This is a genomic window from Lujinxingia vulgaris (assembly GCF_007997005.1).
Taxonomy (GTDB): Bacteria; Myxococcota_A; Bradymonadia; order Bradymonadales; family Bradymonadaceae; genus Lujinxingia.
This window is the reverse complement of sequence record NZ_VOSL01000044.1, coordinates 95773-118324: the sequence shown is the minus strand read 5'-3', so window position 1 is coordinate 118324 and position 22552 is coordinate 95773. Positions and strand designations below refer to the sequence as shown.

At 65.1% G+C, this 22552-nt stretch carries 19 protein-coding genes; 12 read left to right on the top strand and 7 right to left on the bottom strand.

Features of this window, described 5'->3' with window-relative positions; all coding sequences use genetic code 11:
- The first annotated feature begins 2 nt into the window (after positions 1 to 2).
- Positions 3 to 881 (top strand): 3-deoxy-7-phosphoheptulonate synthase, encoded by an 879-nt coding sequence (aroF, locus tag FRC96_RS09775; RefSeq protein ID WP_146974308.1) that lies wholly within the window; start codon positions 3 to 5, stop codon positions 879 to 881.
- 114 nt (positions 882 to 995) lie between these two features.
- On the opposite strand, the gene menH is transcribed toward aroF, so the two are convergent.
- A complete protein-coding gene (gene menH, locus FRC96_RS09770) occupies positions 996 to 1985 on the bottom strand; it encodes a 2-succinyl-6-hydroxy-2,4-cyclohexadiene-1-carboxylate synthase (RefSeq protein ID WP_146974307.1) in 990 nt (329 codons plus the stop codon).
- On the opposite strand from menH, the gene FRC96_RS09765 reads away from it, so the two are divergent.
- Entirely contained in the window at positions 1984 to 3528 is a 1545-nt protein-coding gene (locus tag FRC96_RS09765; protein ID WP_146974306.1) for a hypothetical protein, read from the top strand. The two genes, menH and FRC96_RS09765, sit on opposite strands and share 2 nt — an antisense overlap.
- A gap of 114 nt (positions 3529 to 3642) precedes the next feature.
- On the opposite strand, the gene FRC96_RS09760 is transcribed toward FRC96_RS09765, so the two are convergent.
- Positions 3643 to 4575: a hypothetical protein gene (locus tag FRC96_RS09760; RefSeq protein ID WP_230470086.1), complete on the bottom strand. Its 933-nt coding sequence runs from the start codon at positions 4573 to 4575 to the stop codon at positions 3643 to 3645.
- Positions 4576 to 4619: 44 nt separating this feature from the next.
- Positions 4620 to 5774 carry an LNS2 domain-containing protein gene (locus tag FRC96_RS09755; protein WP_146974304.1) on the bottom strand — a complete coding sequence of 385 codons (1155 nt, stop codon included), beginning with the start codon at positions 5772 to 5774 and terminating at the stop codon, positions 4620 to 4622.
- Between the two features lie 185 nt (positions 5775 to 5959).
- On the opposite strand from FRC96_RS09755, the gene FRC96_RS09750 reads away from it, so the two are divergent.
- The 7 genes from FRC96_RS09750 to FRC96_RS09720 all read left to right on the top strand — a co-directional run bounded on the left by FRC96_RS09750 (position 5960) and on the right by FRC96_RS09720 (position 15382).
- On the top strand, positions 5960 to 7981 hold the full coding sequence (locus FRC96_RS09750; RefSeq protein WP_146974303.1) for a hybrid sensor histidine kinase/response regulator: 2022 nt from the start codon (positions 5960 to 5962) through the stop codon (positions 7979 to 7981).
- 98 nt (positions 7982 to 8079) lie between these two features.
- Complete coding sequence (gene arsC / locus FRC96_RS09745; RefSeq protein ID WP_146974302.1) at positions 8080 to 8430, top strand: arsenate reductase (glutaredoxin); 351 nt, start codon at positions 8080 to 8082, stop codon at positions 8428 to 8430.
- Positions 8431 to 8473: 43 nt separating this feature from the next.
- Positions 8474 to 9091, top strand: coding sequence for an SRPBCC domain-containing protein (locus FRC96_RS09740; protein WP_146974301.1), 618 nt, complete (start codon positions 8474 to 8476; stop codon positions 9089 to 9091).
- Between the two features lie 40 nt (positions 9092 to 9131).
- Positions 9132 to 9752 carry a hypothetical protein gene (locus FRC96_RS09735; protein WP_146974300.1) on the top strand — a complete coding sequence of 207 codons (621 nt, stop codon included), beginning with the start codon at positions 9132 to 9134 and terminating at the stop codon, positions 9750 to 9752.
- Between the two features lie 102 nt (positions 9753 to 9854).
- Positions 9855 to 10469 (top strand): inorganic pyrophosphatase, encoded by a 615-nt coding sequence (locus tag FRC96_RS09730; protein WP_146974299.1) that lies wholly within the window; start codon positions 9855 to 9857, stop codon positions 10467 to 10469.
- A gap of 39 nt (positions 10470 to 10508) precedes the next feature.
- On the top strand, positions 10509 to 13883 hold the full coding sequence (locus FRC96_RS09725; protein ID WP_146974298.1) for a hypothetical protein: 3375 nt from the start codon (positions 10509 to 10511) through the stop codon (positions 13881 to 13883).
- 50 nt (positions 13884 to 13933) lie between these two features.
- Positions 13934 to 15382 carry an HAD-IG family 5'-nucleotidase gene (locus FRC96_RS09720; RefSeq protein ID WP_146974297.1) on the top strand — a complete coding sequence of 483 codons (1449 nt, stop codon included), beginning with the start codon at positions 13934 to 13936 and terminating at the stop codon, positions 15380 to 15382.
- A 9-nt stretch (positions 15383 to 15391) separates the two neighbouring features.
- Here the strand turns inward: FRC96_RS09720 and FRC96_RS09715 are convergent, their stop codons facing one another.
- Entirely contained in the window at positions 15392 to 16216 is an 825-nt protein-coding gene (locus FRC96_RS09715; RefSeq protein ID WP_230470085.1) for an SDR family NAD(P)-dependent oxidoreductase, read from the bottom strand.
- Between the two features lie 94 nt (positions 16217 to 16310).
- On the opposite strand from FRC96_RS09715, the gene FRC96_RS09710 reads away from it, so the two are divergent.
- From FRC96_RS09710 to FRC96_RS09700, 3 genes are all read left to right on the top strand, one after another.
- Positions 16311 to 17699: a hypothetical protein gene (locus FRC96_RS09710; RefSeq protein WP_146974295.1), complete on the top strand. Its 1389-nt coding sequence runs from the start codon at positions 16311 to 16313 to the stop codon at positions 17697 to 17699.
- Between the two features lie 318 nt (positions 17700 to 18017).
- Positions 18018 to 18221, top strand: a complete 204-nt coding sequence (locus tag FRC96_RS09705) for a hypothetical protein (RefSeq protein ID WP_146974294.1) — start codon at positions 18018 to 18020, stop codon at positions 18219 to 18221.
- A gap of 217 nt (positions 18222 to 18438) precedes the next feature.
- Positions 18439 to 19761: a hypothetical protein gene (locus FRC96_RS09700; RefSeq protein ID WP_146974293.1), complete on the top strand. Its 1323-nt coding sequence runs from the start codon at positions 18439 to 18441 to the stop codon at positions 19759 to 19761.
- A 15-nt stretch (positions 19762 to 19776) separates the two neighbouring features.
- On the opposite strand, the gene FRC96_RS09695 is transcribed toward FRC96_RS09700, so the two are convergent.
- The 3 genes from FRC96_RS09695 to FRC96_RS09685 are packed head-to-tail and all read right to left on the bottom strand — an operon-like array spanning position 19777 to position 22545.
- A complete protein-coding gene (locus tag FRC96_RS09695; protein ID WP_146974292.1) occupies positions 19777 to 20394 on the bottom strand; it encodes an anthranilate synthase component II in 618 nt (205 codons plus the stop codon).
- On the bottom strand, positions 20394 to 21125 hold the full coding sequence (locus FRC96_RS09690) for an aminotransferase class IV (RefSeq protein ID WP_146974291.1): 732 nt from the start codon (positions 21123 to 21125) through the stop codon (positions 20394 to 20396). Before FRC96_RS09690 ends, FRC96_RS09695 begins: the two co-directional genes overlap by 1 nt.
- Positions 21115 to 22545: an anthranilate synthase component I family protein gene (locus tag FRC96_RS09685; RefSeq protein WP_146974290.1), complete on the bottom strand. Its 1431-nt coding sequence runs from the start codon at positions 22543 to 22545 to the stop codon at positions 21115 to 21117. Before FRC96_RS09685 ends, FRC96_RS09690 begins: the two co-directional genes overlap by 11 nt.
- Positions 22546 to 22552: the final 7 nt, after the last annotated feature.

Genomic DNA, 22552 nt, shown 5'->3' with positions numbered 1-22552 from the left:
TCATGAGCACCGCCGATATCACTCCCACCCTCCCCTCCTCTTCCGACCCCGCCTCCGTCGATCCGCGCCTGCCCCGCACCGGTCGCCGCAAAGACGGCTCCCGTCACGTCGTGCATATTGGCGACGTGCCTTTTGGCGGCGAACCTTTCGTGGTCATCGCCGGCCCCTGCGCGGTGGAGTCCGCCGAGATGATCTCGCGTGCCGCGGAACGCGTCGGGAGCCTCGGGGCCAACGTCCTGCGCGGCGGTGCGTTCAAGCCGCGCACCTCCCCCTACAGCTTCCAGGGACTGGGGATGCCCGGCATCGAACTCTTGCAAAAGGCATCCCGCGACCACGGCCTGCCCTTTGTCACCGAAGTCCTCTCGGAGTCCGATGTCGAGGCGATGGCCGAGCGCGTTGACGCCTTTCAGATCGGCGCCCGAAACATGCAAAACTTCGCTCTCCTCGAAGCCGTCGGTCGCACAGGGCGCCCGGTCGTCCTCAAACGCAACTTCGGTGCCACCCCGACCGAATGGCTCCTGGCCGCCGAGCACGTCGCCCGCGCCGGATCCGACAAGATCATCCTCTGCGAACGGGGCATCCGCTCCTTCGGCGATGAAACCCGCTTCACCCTCGACTTAGCAGGCGCCATGTGGGCGCAAGATGAGAGCCGCCTGCCCGTCATCGTCGACCCCTCTCACGCCATCGGCCTTCCCCACCTGCTCAAGCGCGCCGCCGCAGCGACCCTGGCTGCTGGACTCGACGGCCTGATGGTCGAAGTGCACCCCGATCCCTCCCAGGCTCGCTGCGACGCCGATCAGGCCCTGACCCCGGACGACTTCGAGGCGTTGATGGCCCACCTCCAGCGATTCACTGTGGAGCGCCCGCTGCTCGCACCGTGATGATGACAGCGGCCTCGGACGTTTTCCTTATCAGGCGACGACGTCCCGCGCGGGCAGTAGCCCTTTCGACAAGCTGACACACCGGCGGCATCGCTGGCGCACCGCATGCCGCGCTTACACGCCGCTCCAAAACTCGGAGATCGCATCGGCCACCGAGCCAGGTGCCTCCAGGTGCGCGTTATGCCCGGCCGCCTCGATGATCCGCACCTCCCCGCCACTTCGATGCGCCGCGCGCTGAGACATCGCCGCATAGCGGGCGTCCAGCTGACCTGCCAGCCACATCGTCGGCATCGACAGCTCCGAGAGCCGCGACCACAGGCTCTCCTGCCGTCCGGGGCTCGCCGCGGCGATGACGCGCGACAACGCCTGCACATCACCGCGGCTTCGCTCCCTCACCATCGCCTCAAACCCCGGGTGCGCCCTCAAGCTCTCAAAGAGCTCCAGCTGGTACCAGCCCGCTAAGAATCGCTCCAGCCCCTCCTCACGCATCGCTCGGGCTCGAGCGTCATCGAGCCGCGCGCGCTCCGCGCGCTCCTTCTCCCCTTCAATCCCCGGACTGGCCGACTCCAACACCAGCGTGCGCACCCGCTCCGGATGCCGCATCGCAAGCAACATCGCCACACGCCCCCCCATCGAATACCCCAGCACATCCACCGCCTCGAGCTCGAGATGATCAAGCAGGCCAACAACCTCCTCGACCATCGCGCCGATCGTCATCGGCGAACTCCTCAGCGCCTCAACGCTGCGGCCATGACCGGGAAGATCCACCCGCACGCACCGACGATGCGCGCTCAGAACCTCACACAGAGGACCAAAGTCTCGACTGCTCCCCATAAAACCGTGCAGAAAGACCGCCGTCGGCAACCCGATCTCAACGTCGTTTCCTGACTCAAAATGAATCACCGCACCATCCTCACCGTACTTTGTTGCTGAACCTCGCTCGCTCGACGCAGCGACCGCGTCTCGCAGACTCTGGCAAACGCGCGGGCTTCGCGCTAGCGTCTCGCACCGTATGCCCGCCGCATCCGCTTTGATCTTCTTGCCTGAGACTATGGATATGCTGCTCTTCCGATCCCGAACCACACCCCCGGCTGCGTGCCTCATGGCCTTCGCCGCAGCCTCGCTCCTCGGTGCCTGCACCGCCCCCGCTCAAAACAGCTGCACCGACGAGCGCGACTGCTTCGAGGGAGAGATCTGCGTGCAGAACATCTGCGCGCGCACCCTCGATGATCCGGACAGTGGAGCCGGACAACCGGATGCCGACACCGACGCGCCCGACACCTCGGGCACACCCGACTCAGGGGACGACACCGACACCTCCGAGCCCGATCCGATCGACGCCGGCAACGACAGCGACACGGACGCCACCATCCCGGACGCCGACGACGAGCACGACGTCGGCACCTCCCCTTGCGACCCTAACCCCTGCACAGAGCCGGGCCGCAGCGTCTGCACCGTCGAGGGCCAGGACGCCGTCTGCAGCTGCGATGAAGGACGCGTCGATCGCCTTGATGTCTGCGTACCCTTTGCCTGCGAATCCTCCGGACCTGGACCCGTCGTCGAGTTCTCCGGCGCTCAGGCCAGTCGACAGGATGTCGAAGCCTCGGTGGTCTGGGCCGACGACGCCTACCTCATCGCCTGGAGCGACGACCGTGCGTCCTCCAATCAATCTCCCAGAATCTACGCCGCACGCTTTGATCGCGAGGGCAACCCACTCGGCCAGGAGCTCCAGCTGACCTCCACCCCCGGAGGTTCCCACATCTCCACGACCAGCCTGGTCAAGGCCGACGATGGCTACGGGCTCATCTGGCGCGATGGCCGCGGTGGCCCTGGCCGAAACGACGCTTACTTCCAGCGTCTCGACGACGCCGGTCAGCCGGTGGGATCTCCCCTTGCCTTGACCGATGGCATCTGGGCCGACCGCGTCGCGCTGACCTGGACCGGTAGCCATTTCATCGCGCTCTGGACCCGCGTGTCTGAAGCCGAGGCGGCCGTGAACCTCGCGACGATCACCTCCAGCGGCGAGCTCAACGGCACCCCCGTCAACATCGCGACTGACACCCCCTCCGGCTGGGCCAACCTCGCCTGGAGCGGCTCCTCGCTCGGTGTGGTCTGGCGCCAGAACATCGACCCGGATGGCTACTCGCCGCGCACCTTCTTTCAGACATTTGACGCAGATCTTGATCCCCTCACCACCGAGCCCGTGCTGGTAGGCGACGGCACGATGCGCTCGCCAACACTCACCTGGACCGGCTCCCATTTTGCTGTCGCCGGAGATAACAACGGCTACCACGCCACGCGTCTCTACCAGGCAACCTACGATGCCAACGGCCAACCCGTGCGCGAGGCCGCAGAGATCACGTTCGTAGGTCACGAAGTTCACGGATTTAACGCACTCTGGAGCGGTCAGGACTACCTCTTCTTCTGGCGCAGCAGTCATATGATCCGGGGCCAACGCTTCAGCGAATTGGGAGTGGAGTACGACGCCTCCTTCGAGCTGATGGATTACGGCCGATTCCCCTGGCACCCCGCTTCCACATGGGACGGTGAGCGCGCCCTGGTCGTCTGGAATGTTGGCATCGGCGATGACGGCGAGGGCTATCCCGACCATTACCGCTTCGCGATGCGCACCTACTGCCCGGAGTAAGGGCGTCACGCACGTTCCACGACAAAAAAGCGCCGGCTCCCCCTGAGGGGACGCCGGCGCTCGTAGTGAACGGCATCCTCGGTGAGGCCGTCCTCCGTGTCATGCGTCGCGCGTCTACTTCAACAACCACTCATCAATGAGCATCACCGAGCCGTGATGGCGCTCATCACCGGCGTTATTCGCCACGAGCACCATGTACTCGCCAGGCTCCAGGTTGAGTACGGTGGGCTCGGGCGCCAGCTCCGGGTCCGACTCATCCCAGGTGCGAATGAAGGCAAAGGGCTCCTGGTTTTCGATCTTCGGAAGCTCATCGGTAGAGATCACAAACACGGTGTTCTTACCCCGAACCCCGCGCAAGACGTAAGCGTACCCCTCACGCGCCTCAAACGTCGCACCGCTGGCCTGCCCCGGCCCCAGAAAGCCCGTAAACTCTTCGATCGTCCCCTCATGGTCGGCGACCGTCGCCAGCATCCGCGGGGTCGACGCGATCTTCACCGCCAGATAGTTGTTCACATCGGTGCCTGACGCCCCTCCCAGGTTCTCCAGATAGGCATCGTAGCTCCCGCGCGGAAGCTCCTCGCGATCCCAGCCTGCCTCCGGCCCCACAAAGCTGGCGTCGTTAACGGTCATCACGACCCGCTCATTCTCGGTGTTCTGCACCTCGTTGAAGCCGCGCAGCTCCCGCACCACCAACAACTCCACCGGGGTGGAGAGCTCATCGAGTTCAAAGGGCGTACGCAGCGTCGTCCCCACCGGAAGCGACAACGCCACCCGGTGGAAGTCTTCATAAAACAGCTCGATTGGCGCATCTTCGCCGCCGTCGGGCGCATCGCCTCCGGCATCGGCGTCATCGCCGGCGTCCTCCTCCACATCCTCTTCAGGATCGCCCCCCACGTCCGGCTCCACACCACTGTCCTGATCCTGGCCACCTCCCGCATCATCGGGAATGTAGATCGGAACATCGCTCCCCTGCGGCTCGCCACACCCGGCGCACAACGCAGCTGCCAGCAGGACCGCCGGCAGACCACGGCGACTCACATTCATCATCCACATCATCGTCTCTCTCTCACTCCAGAATCCGAACCTTTAATTTAGGGTGTCCAGACAAAGGGTTGATCGGTCGGGGATTCGCCGCGCACCGCTTCCAGATGCTCGACATAATCTTCACCCAACGCCACGGTCCCCATTTCCCCACCGTGTTGCCCCAGGATGAAGGTCCGCTCCGCCGGGATGCCTGCCTCGGCATACGCGAAGATGTCGGTCGTCGCGTTGCCATACGCCATGACGATCTCGAAACCCAGCTCCTGCAAATAGGCCAGGTACGCCGCCTTATACGCGCCCACCCCGGTATTATTCGGAAGGGACTCGGCATTGGAGCCCGTCAGACGAAGATGGCCATGCGCCACCCCCTGATCTTCGAGCCACCCCCGACTCTGCTCGGTCAACCAGTAGGGCCGCCCGGTGATGTACACCAGCTGATACCCGTGCAGCTCATTGCGCACCCTGGTGATATCCACCGCCCCGGCACGCGCCTCCGGTACGAAGTCGCCGTCGAGCAAGGGCTCAAAGAGATCGTTGAAGATGTCCTGAAAGAGCTCACTGTCCGACGTCGTGAGCGTCGCATCAATGTCAAAGACGATCAGCCGCGTCTGCTGCGGAAACACCCGCAGGTAAGAGCGCACCGCCGTGTTATCGCCCATCACCCGCTGCACCAGCGCATAGGTCCCCACCGGCGGCAAGGCGTCCGGGGCCAGCGTCAACACCGCGCGGCCATCGCTATCGGTCAGCGCCTCCCCCACCCGCACGTACTCCCCGGAGCAATCGTCCATCCAGATCTCAATGCGTTCGCCCTGAAGATCCTTGCTCGTCGGCCCGTAGGTGAACTTCCCGGTGATCAGCGCTTCGCGCTCCGGATGCGTGATCACATCCTGCGCGCTATGCCAGGCGTCCAACGCCGCGATCGCGCCGCTGCCAAAACGCTCCCAATCCACCGTCTCCCCGAAGGTCGGCAGCGGCGCCTGGTTGCAGAACGCAAGCTCCGGCAACTCCTCCCCTCCCTCAACGTCCTCGATGGCCGCATCGGGCTGCGCTCCCGCATCCCCGACATCACTGACCTGCGCGTCCGCATCCGGCTGAGCGACATCGGGCGTCCAGGTCTCCGAGGTGCTGGCGGACGTCCCACAACCCATCAACAACGCGGCCAGCAGCGGCGCGCAGACAGCTCCAACTCGACAGGGGCTAGACATAGACTTCCTCCTTCATCCTGGATCGCTCGCAGAACTCGAACATCCTAACCGGGCATCTTCAGCGCACAGGCTGGCCAGAAGCACGCCGCTTTTCAAGTGCAAACTACCGACGCGTTTGGCGCGTCGGACATGGCGACCACATTTATCCCGCGGGTCACACACGTGCCTTTGCCCTCGGGACCACCATGCCTCGCGAACACGCGCCACAGCCCTTGACCTTCGATCCGAAGGTCCCCGGAGAGACCTTCTGGGCCTACTTCGACGCGACGCCTAACCCCATGAAGGTCCTCAATCTGGAGGGGCGCATCCTGCGCGCCAACCCGGCCTTCTACGCCTACCTGAAGTACGATCACCATCAGATCGTTGGAAAGACCATCTTTGAGTTCATGCACGACGAAAACGTGACCGAAGCCCGTGAGCACCTGCGCCAGCTTGTCTCAACCTCGCCGCCCCCTTTCATCACCTCGGCGCGCGGCAGCTACTACGCGCGGCAGTTCATTACCGAGCGACGCTACAAACGTGCCGACGGTGAACACGTCTGGGCCAACCTCTACCTGATGGTCCTCTGGAACCCCGACGGCTCCTTCCGCCACGTGCTGGGCGAGATGGTCGACATCACCGCACAAAAGCTCGCCGAGCAGTCCCTGCGAGACCGCCGCCGCGAGATTCGCGCCATCCTGGAGACCGCCAGCGACGCCATCATCACCTGCAACGCCCACGGAATCATCGAGATCTTTAACGACGCCGCCGAGACCATCTTTGGCATCACCGAAGAACGCGCCAGGGGCTGCCCTGTCATCACGCTTCTCGACGCCCCCATCGACCAGGCCCGCGCCACACTTCGCTCCATCGTTGACCGCCTCGATAAAGCAGGAGCGTCGGGCCGTGCCTCGATCCACCTTCAAACCCGTGCTCGTCGCTTCGATGGCAGCGCGTTTCCCGTCGACATCGGTGTGGTGCGCACGCGTATCGGCGAAGATCTTATCTTCACCATCATCGCCCGCGACCAGAGCGAGCAGCACCACCTCAAAGAGCGGGTTCGACGCACCGAACGCATGGAGGCCTTCGGACAGCTCGCCGGCGGTGTCGCTCACGACTTCAACAACGTGCTCACGATCGTGCGCAGTTATGCCCAGATCATCAAAGATCACACCTCCGCACACGACGAGCGCACCGAGCTCCTCGACAAGATCCTCGCCGCAGCTGACCGCGGCGCTCGTCTGACCCGTCAGCTCCTCGTCTTCAGCCCGGATCCCTCTAGCGAGCGCAGCCGCATCAACCTCAACGACGTCGTCGCCGCCCTCGACTCCCTCTTCCAGAGCGTGATCGAAGAGGACATCGACCTTAACGTCGACCTCGCCAACGAGCTGCACCCGATCGACGCCGACTTAAGCCAGATGGAGCAGATTATCCTCAACCTGGTCATCAACGCCCGAGATGCGATGCCCGATGGTGGCGCCCTCACCGTGCGCACCCGCAATGAACACATCAGCGAGGAGGACCGCATTGGCCCGGAGCGCCTGGATCCCGGAGACTATGTGGTGCTGGAGGTGGAAGACAGCGGAGAGGGCATGAAACAAAAGCTCGTCGATCGCATCTTCGAGCCCTTCTTCACCACCAAATCGGCCGGCACCGGGCTGGGGCTCTCCACCGTCTACGGCATCGTCAGAGGTCACGACGGCGTGATCCACGTCGACAGCACGCCGGGCCGGGGCACCCGCTTTACGATCCTCCTCCCCGCCTTCGATTCACCCCACACCGCCGAGTCCGATGTCGCGCCTTCTCCGGCCCCCGGTGAGGCCCCCGGCGCCGCGCCCCTTGCCGACGTTGCTCACCACACCATCCTGGTCGCCGAAGACGAGGTCGATATCCGCGACGCCTTAACCCGAAGCCTTCGCGACGAGGGATACACGGTACTCGAGGCCCGCGACGGCCGGGAGGCCCTCGAAATCGCCGGGAAGCTCGACGGCACCATCGATCTGCTCATCACCGACATCGTTATGCCTCACCTCAGCGGCTGGGAGCTCGCCGATACCATCTCGGAGATTCACCCCGATGCTCACGTGATCTTTGTCTCGGGCTACGCCGGCAAAACGCTCCAGCGAAAACGTCTGAGCAAACACGACGTTCGTTTCACCAAACCCTATGACCTCAGCGATCTCAAACGCGTGGTCGCCCGAATGCTCTCGGGGTCATCGCACTCATGAGCCGGCGCGACGACGCCCTGCTTGCCCCTCGGGCTGGATCTCGGGTAACGATCGGGCCTCCTGAACCGAGGCCCATACGATCTTTACGGGAGCACGCGATGACCACGACGATGACCATCTGGCACAACCCTCGCTGCAGCAAATCACGACAGACCCTGGCCCTGCTCGAAGAGCGTGGAGCCACAATCGACGTGCGGCGCTACCTCGACGACGCACCGTCAGCCAGCGAGATCCGTGACGTGCTGGGCAAGCTCGGGCTCAAGGCGGGCGAGCTTGTGCGCAAGAAAGAGTCCCTCTTCAAAGAGCTCAACCTCGCTGACGCCAACGACGAGGCTCTCATCGACGCGATGGCCGCCCATCCCAAACTTATCGAACGTCCGGTCGTGATCACCGGCGCCGACGCCGCGATCGGCCGGCCACCGGAAGATGTGCTGCGTCTGCTAAAGTGATGCCTCGCGCCTGACTCCCGACACACGCGCCCCGAGAGACGCCATGACTTCACCGAAGATGAGCGACGATGCGGTCCAGAAGGCCACCGGCCACGCCTGGAGCCACTGGTTTGACCGTCTTGACGCGCTGGATGCCACCTCAATGAGCCACAAAGACATCGCCCACCACCTGCATACCCGCGAAGGGGTCTCGGGCTGGTGGGCGCAGTCCATCACCGTGGCCTACGAGCGCGCCCGCGGGATGCGGGCAGTCGGAGAGACCACCCGCGGCTTTCAGATCAGCAAGCAAAAGACCTTCCTCCCCGACGCGTCCCGGGCCTGGGAGCTGCTGACCTCCGCCGAGGGGCTCGCTGCATGGCTGGGGGCGGGCGCGCCTCAATCCCTTAAGGAAGGGCAGGCCTTTGCGCTCGATAAGGGCCTGCGCGTCGAGGTCCGCCGTATCCGCCCCGGCGAGAGCATTCGGCTGGGCTGGAACCCACCACAACATGACCCAACACAGGTGGTCATCGCCTGGGTCCAGACCAGCAGCTCGGGCAAGGGAACGATCGCCTTTTCCCATGAGAACCTCCCCGACGCACAGGCGCGAGAAGAAGCCCGCTCACGCTGGGCCGACGCGCTCAAAGCGCTCCACACCATTGCTCGTGAGAGCCCATCGCGCTGAACCTCTTCGCCACATGACGTGCCGTTTCCGATGATGATGTATGCCTGAGCCCGGCCCCCAGACCGAGTCCGACTCGCCAGATCCTTCCGCGGAGCGCTCGTCGCGTCCGGCACGCACACGCAAGCAAGTCGCGATCTTCATCGTCGCGCTGCTCCTTGTGGTCGGTTGGACGCTCTTCTTCATCTACACCGAGCCCGAGGCCGTCATCGCGTGGATGGGCGTCGAGAACAGCTATCTGGTCGGCTTCTTGATCTCGGTCTTCGGCGCGCTGGGCTCCGTCACCCCCTTCTCCACCTACCCGGCGGTCTACGCCATGGCGACCACCGAGGTGAACCTCGTCATCCTGATCCCCCTGGTGGCTATCGGGTTGACCCTTGGCGACGCCCTCTTTTTCTATTTCGGCGTCACCGCCCAGAGCGTGATGCCCCGATGGTTGGAGAACTGGATGGAGCGCGTCTGGCAGTGGCTTCAAACCAAGCCGGAGATCTTCCTGCAGATCTTTATCTTCCTCTATGTCGGCTTCTCCCCCTTTGCCAACAACCTGCTGACCGCTCCGCTGGCCATGGCCGGCTACCGTTTCCGCAAGATCGTCGTCCCCCTGACCCTGGGCAACTGCTCACTCCCCATCGCGGCGAGCTACCTGGCGACCGTCAACGCCTGATTTGATGCGAAGATCCGCCCCGCAGACCTTGACACCTTTGAGGGAGGCGTCCACCATCGCCGCGCTCGAAATCGCGACGCAACCTGACTCTAGGATATCAGAATGAGCAAGCACCCCGACTTTCACCAGTTTCGTCCCCACCCCTGGCATGGTCTCACCGTGGGTGAGAACGCCCCCGAGGTCGTCAACGCCTACATCGAGCTGACCCCCTTTGATTCGGTCAAATACGAGATCGACAAAGAGACCGGCTACCTTCGGGTCGACCGTCCCCAGCGCTTCTCCTCGCAGCCGCCGACCCTCTACGGCTTCATCCCGCGCACCTACTGCGCCGACCGCGTGGGCGAGCTCTCGCTGACCACCGATGAAGGGGACCTCGATCCGCTCGACATCTGCGTGCTCAGCGAGCGCCCCATCACCCGCGTCGAGCTTCTGGTCAGCTGTCGCGTCATCGGTGGCCTGCATATGGTGGATCATGGCGAAGCCGACGATAAGATCGTGGCAGTCCTTGAGAACGACACCGTCTGGGCCGACGCCCGCGACATCGGCGATGTTCCCGAAGTTCTTATCGAGCGCTTGCGCCATTATTTCCTGACCTACAAGATGGTCCCTGGTGAGACGACATCCAACGTCCAGGTCGATACCATCTACGGCGCCGCCCACGCGCAAAAGCTGGTGCGTGCGGCCATGGCCGACTACCAGGAACACTTTGGCAAGTAAGCGCCGGGACGCTCCCGACGCGACACTCGGGAGAGAGACGTGCTTCGCACCCCTTCAACGCTACTCGCACTGGCCGCGCTCAGCCTGAGCGCGGCCTGCTGGCCCACCAACGCCCCCGTCCTGGGGCTGGGTGAGGCCAGCCCTTCGGGAGGCCCCCGGGTCGACTTCGACCTCGATGAGCGGCCCTTCCCCGATATCCCCTTCCCCAACGACCTGGCCACCCGCGCCGACGCCTCAAGCCCCACCGGCAAACGCCTCAACGTCTCCACGCTGGCAGCCAGCGCCGCCGAGGCCAAGGTCCGCAACGCCATCAACGAGCAGACAGGCTTCGCCGTCTTCGCGCCGATGCACGTCTCCTTCGACGCTCCCCTCGACGTCGCGAACCTCGTCACACGCCATCAACAGCTCACCCCCGACTTCGCCGACGACGCCGTCTATCTGGTCAACGTCGATCGCGACAGCGCCAACTTCGGCGAGGTGGTGCTGCTGGATATGGGCCTTGGGAACTTCCCCATTACCCTGGAGCGCGCCAACAACTACTTCTTACTCGACCCGCGCGCCGACGATCGCAACCTGCTCTTCGAGGAGACCGCCGAGCAGGCCACCGGCCCCGGTGGTGAGTTTACCTGGGAGGATGACACCGACGATGACGGTGAGCTTGACCGTCCCAACACCCGCACCCCGGAGGGCGACCCGCTCGCGTTTCGCGAAGTGCTGGACTTCTATGAGCGCGAGACGAACACGCTGATTCTTCGGCCGGTTAACCCGCTGGAGCCCGGCACCACCTACGCCGTCGTGCTCACCGACGCGCTCACCGGCGAAGACGGCCGCGCCATCGACAGCCCCTTTGAGAGCGTCAACCATCTCGACCAGAGCCAGGCGCTGGAGCCCCTGCGCGAGCTTCTCCCCGAGCGCTTCCCCGAACGCTTCGATGAGGATCTAAGCCAACTTCGCTTCGCCTGGAGCTTCACCACCCAGGTGCCCACCGAGGTTCTGGAGGGCGTGCGCGCCGGCCTTTATGGACACGGACCTCTGGCCTGGCTCTCAGAGCGCTTCCCCGCCGAGTTTCTGGCGGTTCACAATGTCAAATCCCCCGACGCGTCCGAGCCCATGACCTTTAAGCTCGACGCACTCCTCTCCTTCATCGTGCCTCTGGCCAGCGAGCAGCTCGGACCGGCCGGTACCCGCGCCATCGAAGAAGCCTTCGAGGACGTCGACTACGTCGTCAGCGGCACCTACCTCTCGCCGCACTTCCTGATCGATCCAAAAGGGCTCGCGCGGCAGGGCAATGAGGCCAACGACGACGCGCTCTTTCAGATCGACCTGGCGCGAGGCCGCGCCGAGGTTCGCCCGGCCGAAGTTCATTTCATCTGCACGGTGCCCACCTCTGAGGGCTCCCGGCAGGCCCCCTTCCCCGTGATCATCTACAGCCACGCCATCGGCTCGACGCGTTTTGAGATGTTGGCCTTCGCCGGCGCGATGGCGAAGTTTGGCTTCGCCACCTGCACCATCGACGCCGCCGGCCACGGCCTGGAGGTCCCCGCCGAATTCCGTGGACTTCTCGAGGGCGTTGGCGAGAGCGAAGGGCTCGACAACCTCGCCAGCGTCATCGGCCTGCACCGCGCGCGCGACATTAACAACGACGGCGCCACCGACTCCGGGGCCGACTACTTCTCGGCCGACGTGCTGCACTCCCGCGACATGATTCGCCAGACGACCATCGATCAAATGCAGCTCATCCGCATCCTGCGCAGCTTTGATGGCCAGCGCCGCTTTGAGGCCGCCGACCCCGAGAGCGACTTCGCCCGCCGCCTCCCCGAGCTCCTCGCCAGCCCGGACCAGGATGGCGACGGCAACATCGAACTTCTAGGTGACTTCAACGGCGACGGCACCGTCGACTTCGGCGGCGATCGCCCCTACGCCGCCTGGGGCACCTCCCTGGGGGGCATCCAGGCCACGGTGCTCTCCGGTATCGAGCCGACCATCGTCGCCGGCGCCTCCAACGCCGGCGGCGGTGGGCTTCTCGACATCGCCACCCGCACCACCATCGGCAATGTGCGCAATGGCGTGATTCTGCGCATGATGGGACCGCTGGTGATCGGCCGCCCGGTCGAAGACGGCGCCCGCACCCGGCTCGACTGGCTCTTTCCTCAGGGCGACAGCTCCGTCTCGTCACCCATCGCGCTTCTGCCAGCCCTCGAAGATGGCGACCGCGTGGTGGTGCGAAACCTCACCCGCGAGGCCAATCCCAACGTCCCCGACGACGAGGCCTACGCGCAGACCTACGTGCGCGAGGGAACCTTCCGCGTGGGCATCGCCGCCGACGCGCTCAGCGCCTCGGCCCGCCGCGCGCTCATCGGCTTCGACAACCAGATCGGCGTCTACGAAGACCTGATGGGGTGTAAAGAAGTTCAGACCTGCGGCCGCAACAACTGCGACGCCGGCCAATACTGCAGCGAAGACGACACCTGCGAGCCCCTCGCCGGCTGCTTCTCCGCCTTTGATCTTCAGCGCGTCTCTGAGAGCGACCCGGAGCGCGCCCGCCTCTTTGAGCACCGCGTCGTCGAGGATCCCACGCGCCTGGGCGACCCCATTGTCATCGAAGTCTATAGCGGCGACGGAGAGCTCAAGCACAGCATCGATAAGCTCGGCTACACCTACACCTCCCAGAACCTCTATTTCCCGGCGGGCGCACCTCTGGCCGCCCCGGCCGAGGGCTGGGGACTGCGCCGTCAGACCCCGCGTTTTCGCAGCTTCATGGGGCTCTCACAGATGCTCCTGGAGCAGGCCGACCCCGCCGTGTTCGCCTCCCATTTCGTCGGCAACGCGCTGCGCTACCCCTACGAGCGCGAAGCGTTTCAGTCGGGCGATACCAACTTCCTGACCATCGGAACCCTGGGTGACCAGGTCGTCCCCATCAACGCCGCGCTCGCCATCGCCCGCGCCAACGGCGTGCTCGAAACGCTCGCGGAAGATCCTCGCTACGGGATGCCCGAGAATCAGTTCCTCATTGAGAACTTCGTCTACGAGGGCATCGCCACACTCAACCGCTTCCCCTCCCACCCCGACACCCTCTTCGACCCGGACAACCTCGACGAGGGCAAGTGGCGACGCACCGACCAGCCCGATAACGACGATCCCAAGCCCGTCGCCGAAGAACCCCTCCGCGCGACCCTGCAGACCGACTCCGGCATCAGCGCGCTGCGCCTGGGCTACCTCGATCCCCGAGGCACCCACACCTTCAACGCGCCTAACCCCGACGCGGCGTTCGATATCCACACCTTCCTCACCAACCAGGTGGGGTGGTTCCTCGCCACCGGCGGTCAGAGCATCTCCGATGACCACTGCCTCGAAGAGATGTCGATGGCCGGCTGCGAGTTCTTTGATAAACAAGATTATGACAACCCCCTTTAACGGGCTGCGACGCCGGCCAACCCGCGCCGGCGCCTCCCGGGAGCACCCCTATGACTTTTGGTATCTTTGAAGCCTACCCCGACGTCGAACCTCAGCGCGGCGTCTTCTGCAACCGCACGCTCAACATGCGCTCGATCAAGGCCATCGGCTACGACATGGACTACACCCTGGTCCATTACCACGTCGACGCCTGGGAGGGCCGCGCCTACGAGCACATCAAGTTACGCCTGCTCGCCGCCGGCTGGCCCGTCGAAGATCTGCACTTCGACTCAAACTGGGTCAGCCGTGGCCTGGTCATCGACCTGAAGCTGGGTAACGTCGTCAAAGCCAACCGCTTCGGCTATGTCTGGCGCGCCGCCCACGGCACCGAGATCATCCCCTACGCCGAAATGCGCGAGGCCTACACCCGCACCCTGGTCGACCTTAACGATCACTCCCGCTGGGTCTTCCTCAACACCTTCTTCTCGATCTCGGCCGGGGTGATGTACGCCCAGCTCGTCGACCTGCTTGACCGCGGCGTGCTCCCGGAAGTGCTCGGCTACGCCGACCTCTACTGGCGCGTTCAGGAGGTCCTGGACGCCGCGCATATCGAGGGGGAGCTCAAGGCCGAGATCATGGCCAACCCCGAGGTCTACGTCGATCGCGACCCCGAGGTTCCCCTCACGCTGCTCGACCAACGAAACGCCGGCAAGAAGCTTGTGCTCATCACCAACTCGGAGTGGGCCTACACCCTCTTCATGCTCAACTACACCATCGACCCCTTCCTCCCCGATGGCGTGACCTGGCGCGAGATCTTTGACCTGGTGGTCGTCTCCGCGCGTAAGCCGGCGTTCTTCTCCGGCTCGGCCCCCATTTTCGAGGTGGTCAACGACGAGGGGCTGCTCAAGCCCTGGGTCGGCAAGCTCGAAGAAGGCCGCGCCTACCTCGGAGGCAGCGCCTCGGATGTCGAAGGCGCGCTGGGCATGTCCGGCGATGAGATCCTCTACGTGGGCGACCACCTCTTCGCCGACGTCAACGTCACCAAGAGCGTGCTGCGCTGGCGCACCGCCCTGGTGATGCGTGAGCTCGAACAGGAACTCTGCGCCATCGAGGCCGCCGCCGAGAACCAGGTCGAGATCCGCCGCATGATGCTCGAGAAGGTCAAACTCGAAGACGACTTCTCCACCCGCCGCCTGGCCCTGCAGCGCCTGCGACAGGGCTACGGTCCCCAGACCGACGCCGACCCGGAAGCCCTGGAAGCCGAGATGTCGCGCATCCGCGAGCAGCTCGTCGACCTCGACAGCAAGCTCGCCCCCCTGGTCATCGAAGACGGCGTCGCCTTTAACCCCACCTGGGGCTACCTGATGCGCACCGGCAACGATAAGAGTCACCTCACCCGCCAGGTGGAGCGCTACGCCGACATCTACACCTCCCGCGTCTCCAACCTGTTGCGCTACTCCCCTTTTATGTTCTTCCGCGCCCCCCGCGGCAGCGTGCCCCACGATCCGGGACATCCCTGAACAACCGGCTCAATCTTCGTGATGATGCTTCGGTCGCAACCGCTCCCCGGCCTTCGCCAGCACCGCCTGCGTGAGGCCGGGGGTGTGGTAGGCCAGAAACGTGGCGATCTTGCCATGACCGGTGATCACGGCCTCGCGTTTGCGCGCGGCGATCGCTTTCAGCATCTGACGCGCGGCCTTATCGGCAGGCCACATCAGCTGCGTTGGTCGGCGATCTTCCCAGTCCTCATGAACCTGGTTCTGGTTATCCACGCGGTTGATGTCGCTGTGCACAAACCCCGGCTGCAAGAGCGTGCAGCTTACGCCGGTGCCGGCGAGCTCGGCGCTGAGCGACTGGGCCATGCCACGGACGGCGAACTTCGAGGCGCAGTAGGCCGCGTTTCCCGGAATCCCCAACGTCCCGGCCACGCTGCCCATCAGCACCGCCCTTCCCGTGCTTGCGTGCAGATGCGGCAGGGCGTAGCGCAACGTCATCGCCGCCCCGGTCACGTTCGTATCAAACTGGCGGCGCCACTCACTGGCGTTGAGCGCCTCCAACCTCCCGCCCACCGAAAACCCCGCGTTGGCCACCGCCACATCCAGGCCGCCAAAGCGCTCGACGATGGCCTCCACGGTCGACTCCAGCTCGCCGACCTTTGTCACGTCACAACCGAGTGCCATCGCCTCTGCGCCCTGGCCGGCAAGCGCGGCGACCACCTCCTCCAGCGGGCCCATCCGGCGGCCGCTGACCACCACGCGGGCGCCCTGCCGGCCAAACTCCTGCGCCAGGGCCGCCCCGATGCCGCTCCCGCCCCCTGTGATCCATATGACCTTTGACTCGAAGACCTCAGCCATCATCGCATCCTTTTGTTCTTCGCGTTGACACGTTAAAACTCACGCTCTGCTGCGCGCCATGAGGCGCCACAAACCTTGTCTCTTGAGATGCGCCATGGTCACCGATCCTCGCCAGACCGTCAAAGATGCCTCCGTGCGCTCCTGGGAGTGGGTCAAACGCAAGACCTTTAACCCGCTGCCCTTCTACCGCCGCGCCTGGGAGATCTTAAAGCTCGACCCCTGGGTCTTCGCCTGGAAGATGCTCGCCGACCTCCTGGGGCGCGCCGCAAATCTGGCGCTCCTGGCTGTGGTCGCCGCGCTCGTGGCGCTCGACCTCCAGCGCTTCGCCGCCGGCGGGGGGGCGCTCTCACAGTGGCTGGATCGCTTCGGGGCCATCGCCTCCAGCCCGGCCTTCATCGCCGGCATCACCGGCGCGATCTTCTGTGTGGCCATCCTCGGCGCCGCGCTCGAAGCCCTGGTCACTGGCGGCATCTGGGGCATGCTGGCGGCCGGCCTGCGTGATGAACCCATCGAGAAGCTGCGCACCTTCGGTCGCGTCGCGCTGCGCCGCTTTCCGGACGTCTTCGCCCTCTTTCTGCTTCGCTTTGCCGTGCGACTGGTCACCATCTGCATCGCCGCAGCCGTGGCGATAGGCCTGGCCAACGCCTTTGCCTCCCCGGAGTTCGCAGCCCTGGGGACCTTCGGAAAAGCCCTGATCGTGGCGCTCCCTGTCAGCTTCATCATCAGCTGGTTCGCGCTCACTCGCCTGGTCCTCGAAGTCATCGGCGCGCCGATGATCATCGACGATCTGGGCCTGGGCGAAGCGGTGCTCGAGGCGGCGGCCTTCGTCCTTGAGAATTTCTGGGCGATGTACCGCCTCTTCATCTACGCGCTGGGCCTCTTGCTGGTCCCGCTGGGGCTCTACTGGGTCGTGCTGATGGTTCAGAACTTAGCCATCACCTGGCCTGCCCTCGCCGCCCCCCTGGCGCTCCTGCGTTTCGCTGGCGAGGTGCTGATGTGGGCGTCGATCAGCGTGCTGGGCGTCTTGTTCTACGGCGCGGTGTTCGCGTTCTACCGCAAAGACGACCAGTTCGTAGAGGAGGAGGAGCGGCGCAGCGGCGCGCACCTCGCGGTCGGCTCCCCGCAAGCGCCAGACGGCTCGACCCCGCCCACCTTTCACGAAGGGGTCACCCTGGCGGAACTTCTCCCCGAGGATGCACCGCATCGCTTCGCGATCGATGAACTGCTCCCCGACGAGCCATCGCCCACCCCGGATGCCACCGAACCCGAGCGCCCGTCCACCGAAGACGCGGCCACCGAAACGGGGCGCAGTACAGCTCAATCCGCTCAGGAACACCCCAGCGAAGCCCCTGGCGGCGACACCGCGTCGCAAGACGCATCTGGCGAGAGCTCCGACGCCTCCCCGGAGGAAGCACAGGGCAGCCAGGACGACGCGAGCCACGACGCCCGGTCCGAGGACGATCTGCCCTCGGACCCGCGCTAGCGCTGCGCCCAAAGCCCCCCTCAAAGCGCCTCTTCCCCCCTCGGTGTCACGTTTCTCTTCGTGACGCGCACCGAATTTCTTGGACGCAGGCGCGTCTCCTCCTATGCTGAAGCCCGCACCATACAAGGCTGAGCCCCTCTTCGGGCACTTTTCTCCGCCGGAGGGTTGGACTTTTATTACAGTCTCCTTAAAATGATTCAGGAAGACTGGAAGTCTCTCGCTCGTTAAGTCTGCGGAAAGGCAAGAGAAGAGGTGACGTTTCAGTACCGCCCGGCCCCCGGCCCGGGCAACCGTATCGAGCACCGAAGGAGTCGCGCCATGCTGTCGGATCAGATCATCTACGACGAACTCAAACGCCAACGCGAACACGACACCAGCTGGCAGCCGGAAGCTCTCCGACTGCCCCTCCACATCCCCCGGCACCACGATACCCCCGATGAGCATGACGAAGACGAGACCGAAGAGTCCTCGCGCGGCGTGATCATCATCGATATGAATGATGGCTACAGCATCATGACCTGAACGCGCTTGAGGAGCATGTCTAAACCGGACGCCCCCCTTACTGCTGGCGCCGGCGCGCTCCACCGATGTGTAAAGCCCCTCCGAAGCTTCGGAGGGGCTCTTTTTTTGCCCGGAGCGCGCCCTGCTCCCCAAAAGTTTGAAGCCCCGGCTTGCCCCGCACCCGATCGCGACGCATACATAATGGCGAGTCCAACACCGCATGCGCCACGAGGAAGAGATGGGAGAGTCGATCAGCGCCACCTGGAACGAAGTCTTTGAGAGCCGTGGGATGGAACTCCACCCGGCCCCGGCCCCGCCGGGCTCAACGCCTGGCACCTCCTGGCACCAGGGCCTCGCGGCCTTTGAAAAGCATAGCTTTGTTCGACTTCTGATCAGCGAGGACGGTGAGCAAGCCACGGCCTTCGTCGAGCTCGCCGCCGGCCCTCCCGAGGGGCAGGAGACCCGCCTGGCCAACGCCGCCTGTCAGTGGCTCAGCCGCGCAACCCCGGCGTCGTGGGAGCTCGTCTCGGCGGAGATGCCCGCGAACCTGCGCGCGACGCTCGCGAATGCCGACGCGCTTTACGCCTCGCTCGACGCGCTGCTCGCGTTTATGGCGCGGGCCTCCGAGGTGAATAGCGCCAACGGGTGGCTCACCTTCTTCGGTGCTTCTGGCGTGCCTCCGAGCGCGTCCGTCGAGGAACAACCCTCCGCTGCAGCAACGTCCGGCTCGCCCTTTGAGACCATTGGACAGGGTGACACCACCCCTCCGAGTACCGACGGCGCCACCGCCAACGCGGCGGGCGCTCAGCGTCTGGAGGTGATCGACAGCGGACAGGGAGCGCTGACGTTGAACGTTCATCTCAGCCATGTGCTGGGTAGCGCCGAGTCGCAGCGGCTGGTCCACGCGCTCTCCCATTTCCTGCACGCGCGCTACGATGTTCAAGCGCAGCAGGCCGCCGATCAATCATCGCCCCACACGCTCTCGCTGGCCATCGAGCCCGAGCGCTACCTGGGCAGCAGGCGGGAGCTCGCCAGCGATCTGGAGCGCTTCTGCAAGCGCCTGGGCGACTACATCGCCGCCGGTGGCGACCTTCAAGACTATCTGGGCATCAATGAGGTCGTGCTCCCCTCGCCGCGACCCACCACGTCCTCGGCCTCTCGACCTGCCCCGGTGCTCGACACCGCGTCGCCCTCCCACCATCGAGCGTCCGAGAGCGCCGACAGCGGTGTGGTCTTCGACCTGAGCAGCGCCAGCGCCTCCACCGCCCGAGAGCTTGTTCAGGGTGACTTCACCGACAGCCGCCTCAAACGCGACGACGCGCAGACCGCCCTGGTCGACCTCGTCTTACGCCACCCTGGCTACTCCGAGCGACGCATCAACCAGGTGCTCACCATCCTCCTCTCCATCGACTACGCCGCCGCCGAGCGGCTCGCCGAGAGCGCGCCCTGCGTCATCGCCTGGGGACTCTCCCGCGATCGCGCCCTCTCCTTCAAAGACGTGCTGCAAAGCGCCGGTGGCAAGGCCCTGCTCGTCGAGCCGGGAACCTTTGGCGAGTCTTGAGTTGTAGCGGCGCTCTCAGCCGGAGATGAGCGCCAGAACGTTGCGCAGCATGGCCAGGCCCGCCGGGCTCAGGATCGACTCGGGGTGAAACTGAACCCCGTGCGTCGGGTGGGCCTCGTGCCGGAGGCCCATCACAAACCCGTCTGCCCAGGCGTTCGCCACCAGCGGCGACGCAAGTGGCGCGCGCGCCACCAGGCTGTGATAGCGCGCCATCGGCAACACCTCATCCATCCCTTTAAAGATCCCACTGCCATCATGGGTAATGGCGCTGGCCATACCGTGGCGCGGCTTTTCGCTGCGCACCACCGGCGTGCCGAAGACACGCGCGATCGCCTGGTGGCCGAGGCACACCCCCAGGATGGGCACCTGACCGGAGAGGGCCTCGATCGCCGCCTCGCTGACGCCCGCATCCCGCGGATGCCCTGGACCCGGTGACACCACAAGCGCTGAAGGGCGGGCCTCCAGCAGCGCAGAGAGCGTGATCGCGTCGCTACGCACCACCGCCGGCGTCACCCCGGCTCGCACCAGCCGGTCGGCCAGGTTGAACACAAACGAGTCCCTGTTATCCAACAGCACCACCTGCCCCGGGGCGCGGAGGGCCCAGTCATTTGGGTCGCGTCGCGTCCAGCGCATCACAAATCCTCAAGTAGCACTTTAATCTTGGCAATCTGCCCCAACGCGAGTTCTCGCCCGTCGATCGACCGCGCCTCCTGCACGCCAACCCCTGTCGATACAAGCGCGATCGCCCTGGCACGGCTCAGATCTTCATGTGTTACTTCAACTTCCTCAACCCTGCGTCCGCGTTGTGACGAACACTCCAGTAGCACCTCACGGGTGACGCCAGGCAAGATCCCCCGGACTGGAGGCGTGACCCACTGGTCCTCAAGAAGCACCAGAAGGTTGGCCGCGCTGCACTCCCCGACGCGCCCATCCGCACTCACACCCACACCATCGTCAGCGCCGAGGAGCTGGGCGCGGCGACGCAGCTCCACCGATCGCAGCCAGCTTGTCGTCTTATGTTCCGCGAGCGCGTCGTCGGGCAGGTAAAACCCGGGCATCGTGACCAACGTGACCGGCTTCGCCACAGGCAAACCGGGCCGCCACCGACCGCAGACCTGCCCGCTTCCCCCAAACGCAATCCCAGGGTCACGACGGCTCACCGTCACCCTCCAGAGGCCCTCTCGCCCCTCTGGCCTGGCAAGCAGCGCGCAGGCTTCCTCAATCTGCGCGGCGTTAAACCCCAGCGCGGCGCCCGAGCGTCGCAGCCGGGCGCAATGACGCGTCAGAAAACGAACCTCCGACGCCTCCACTCGCACCGTCTCAAAAAGTCCGTCGCCGTACAGAAAGCTGCGATCATCCCTCATCGTCCACCTCTTCGGCGACCGCTGCGCGGTCGGCCGGGCTTCCCCCTCCTTCCACGAGGATGCCAAGCGCGTTGAACAAGGGGCGAGCTTTCCAGCGGGCCTCCTCCCACTCGCCGGCCGGGTCGGAGTCGGCGACCACCGCACCGCCGGCGCCGTAACGCACCCGATGCCCGGTCAGCGTAGCGGTGCGGATCAACACGTTGCTGTCGAAGTTGCCGTCGGCAGACCAGTAAAACATTGAGCCCGTATACGGACCGCGGGCGCTGGCCTCATTCGCGGCGATCCACTCCATGGCGCGCAGTCGCGGCGCGCCGGTGATGCTCCCTGCGGGAAAACACGCGGTCAGCACATCGAGCGCATCGGCACCTGACGCGAGCCGCCCTTCGACCGTCGAGATCAGATGATGCACCGAAGCGAAGCTGTGCAGGCCACAGAGCTCGCTGACCTCCACGCTCCCGGGCTCGCACACCCGGGTGAGATCGTTGCGCATCAGATCGACGATCATCACATTCTCAGCCCGATCTTTGGCGCTGGCGCAGAGCTCTGCGGCCAGCTTAGCATCCTCCTCGGATGACGCGCCGCGGGGGCGCGTCCCTTTGATGGGCCGCGTCTGCACCCTCCCGCCTTGCCGAACCTCAACGAACTGCTCGGGGCTCACCGACGCGATCGTGGTCGCCCCGGCTCGTACCAGGCCGCCGTAAGGTCCGGGCGCCGCGTCGCGCAGGCGTCGGTAGAGCTCCCAACCGCCGGCCTTCCACGTCGCGCCCCACCGCTCGCTGTAGTTGACCTCAAAGAGCTCCCCCTCAAAGATCGCCTCCACGCCCGCCCGCACCCCGCGCCGGTACACCTCCCCCTCGACCTCGTGGATCGCCACGGGCCGACGCTCGGCCACGTCGATCACCTCGGGCTCAGAAGCCTCCCCCGCCCCCTGCGCATCGAGCCACGCCATCGCCCCCTCAATCCACGCCGGGGTCCCGCTTGCCCACCAGTCGCCCTCGTGATGGTCGAAGATCAACGCGCCCTCAAACGCTCCGACCCAGAGCAATGGCGAGTCATCGCGCGGCAGCTCCGCTCGAAGATCATCGAGGTAGGCGCCGCACTCGTAGCCCCAAAACCCGGCGAGCCCTCCGCAGAACGGAAGCCCGACGGACGCCGTGGAGGCGGTGTCCTGCCCGTGCGCCTGACGCATCCAAGCCGGCACATCCTCCACCACACGCCCGGAGGGGCGCTCGACGATTCGCCCGGAGCCCACCGGCGACTCTTCCAGCCAGCAGCCCGGATCCCACATCAGCATCGACCAGCGAGCATGCGCCGACGCGGTGATCTGCGAATCAAAAAAAAGCACGTCCCCGTCGACACTGGCGAGCACGAGGCGCGCAAGGTCCACTGGGGACGTGCTCAGGTTGAGACGACGCGACATGGCCACA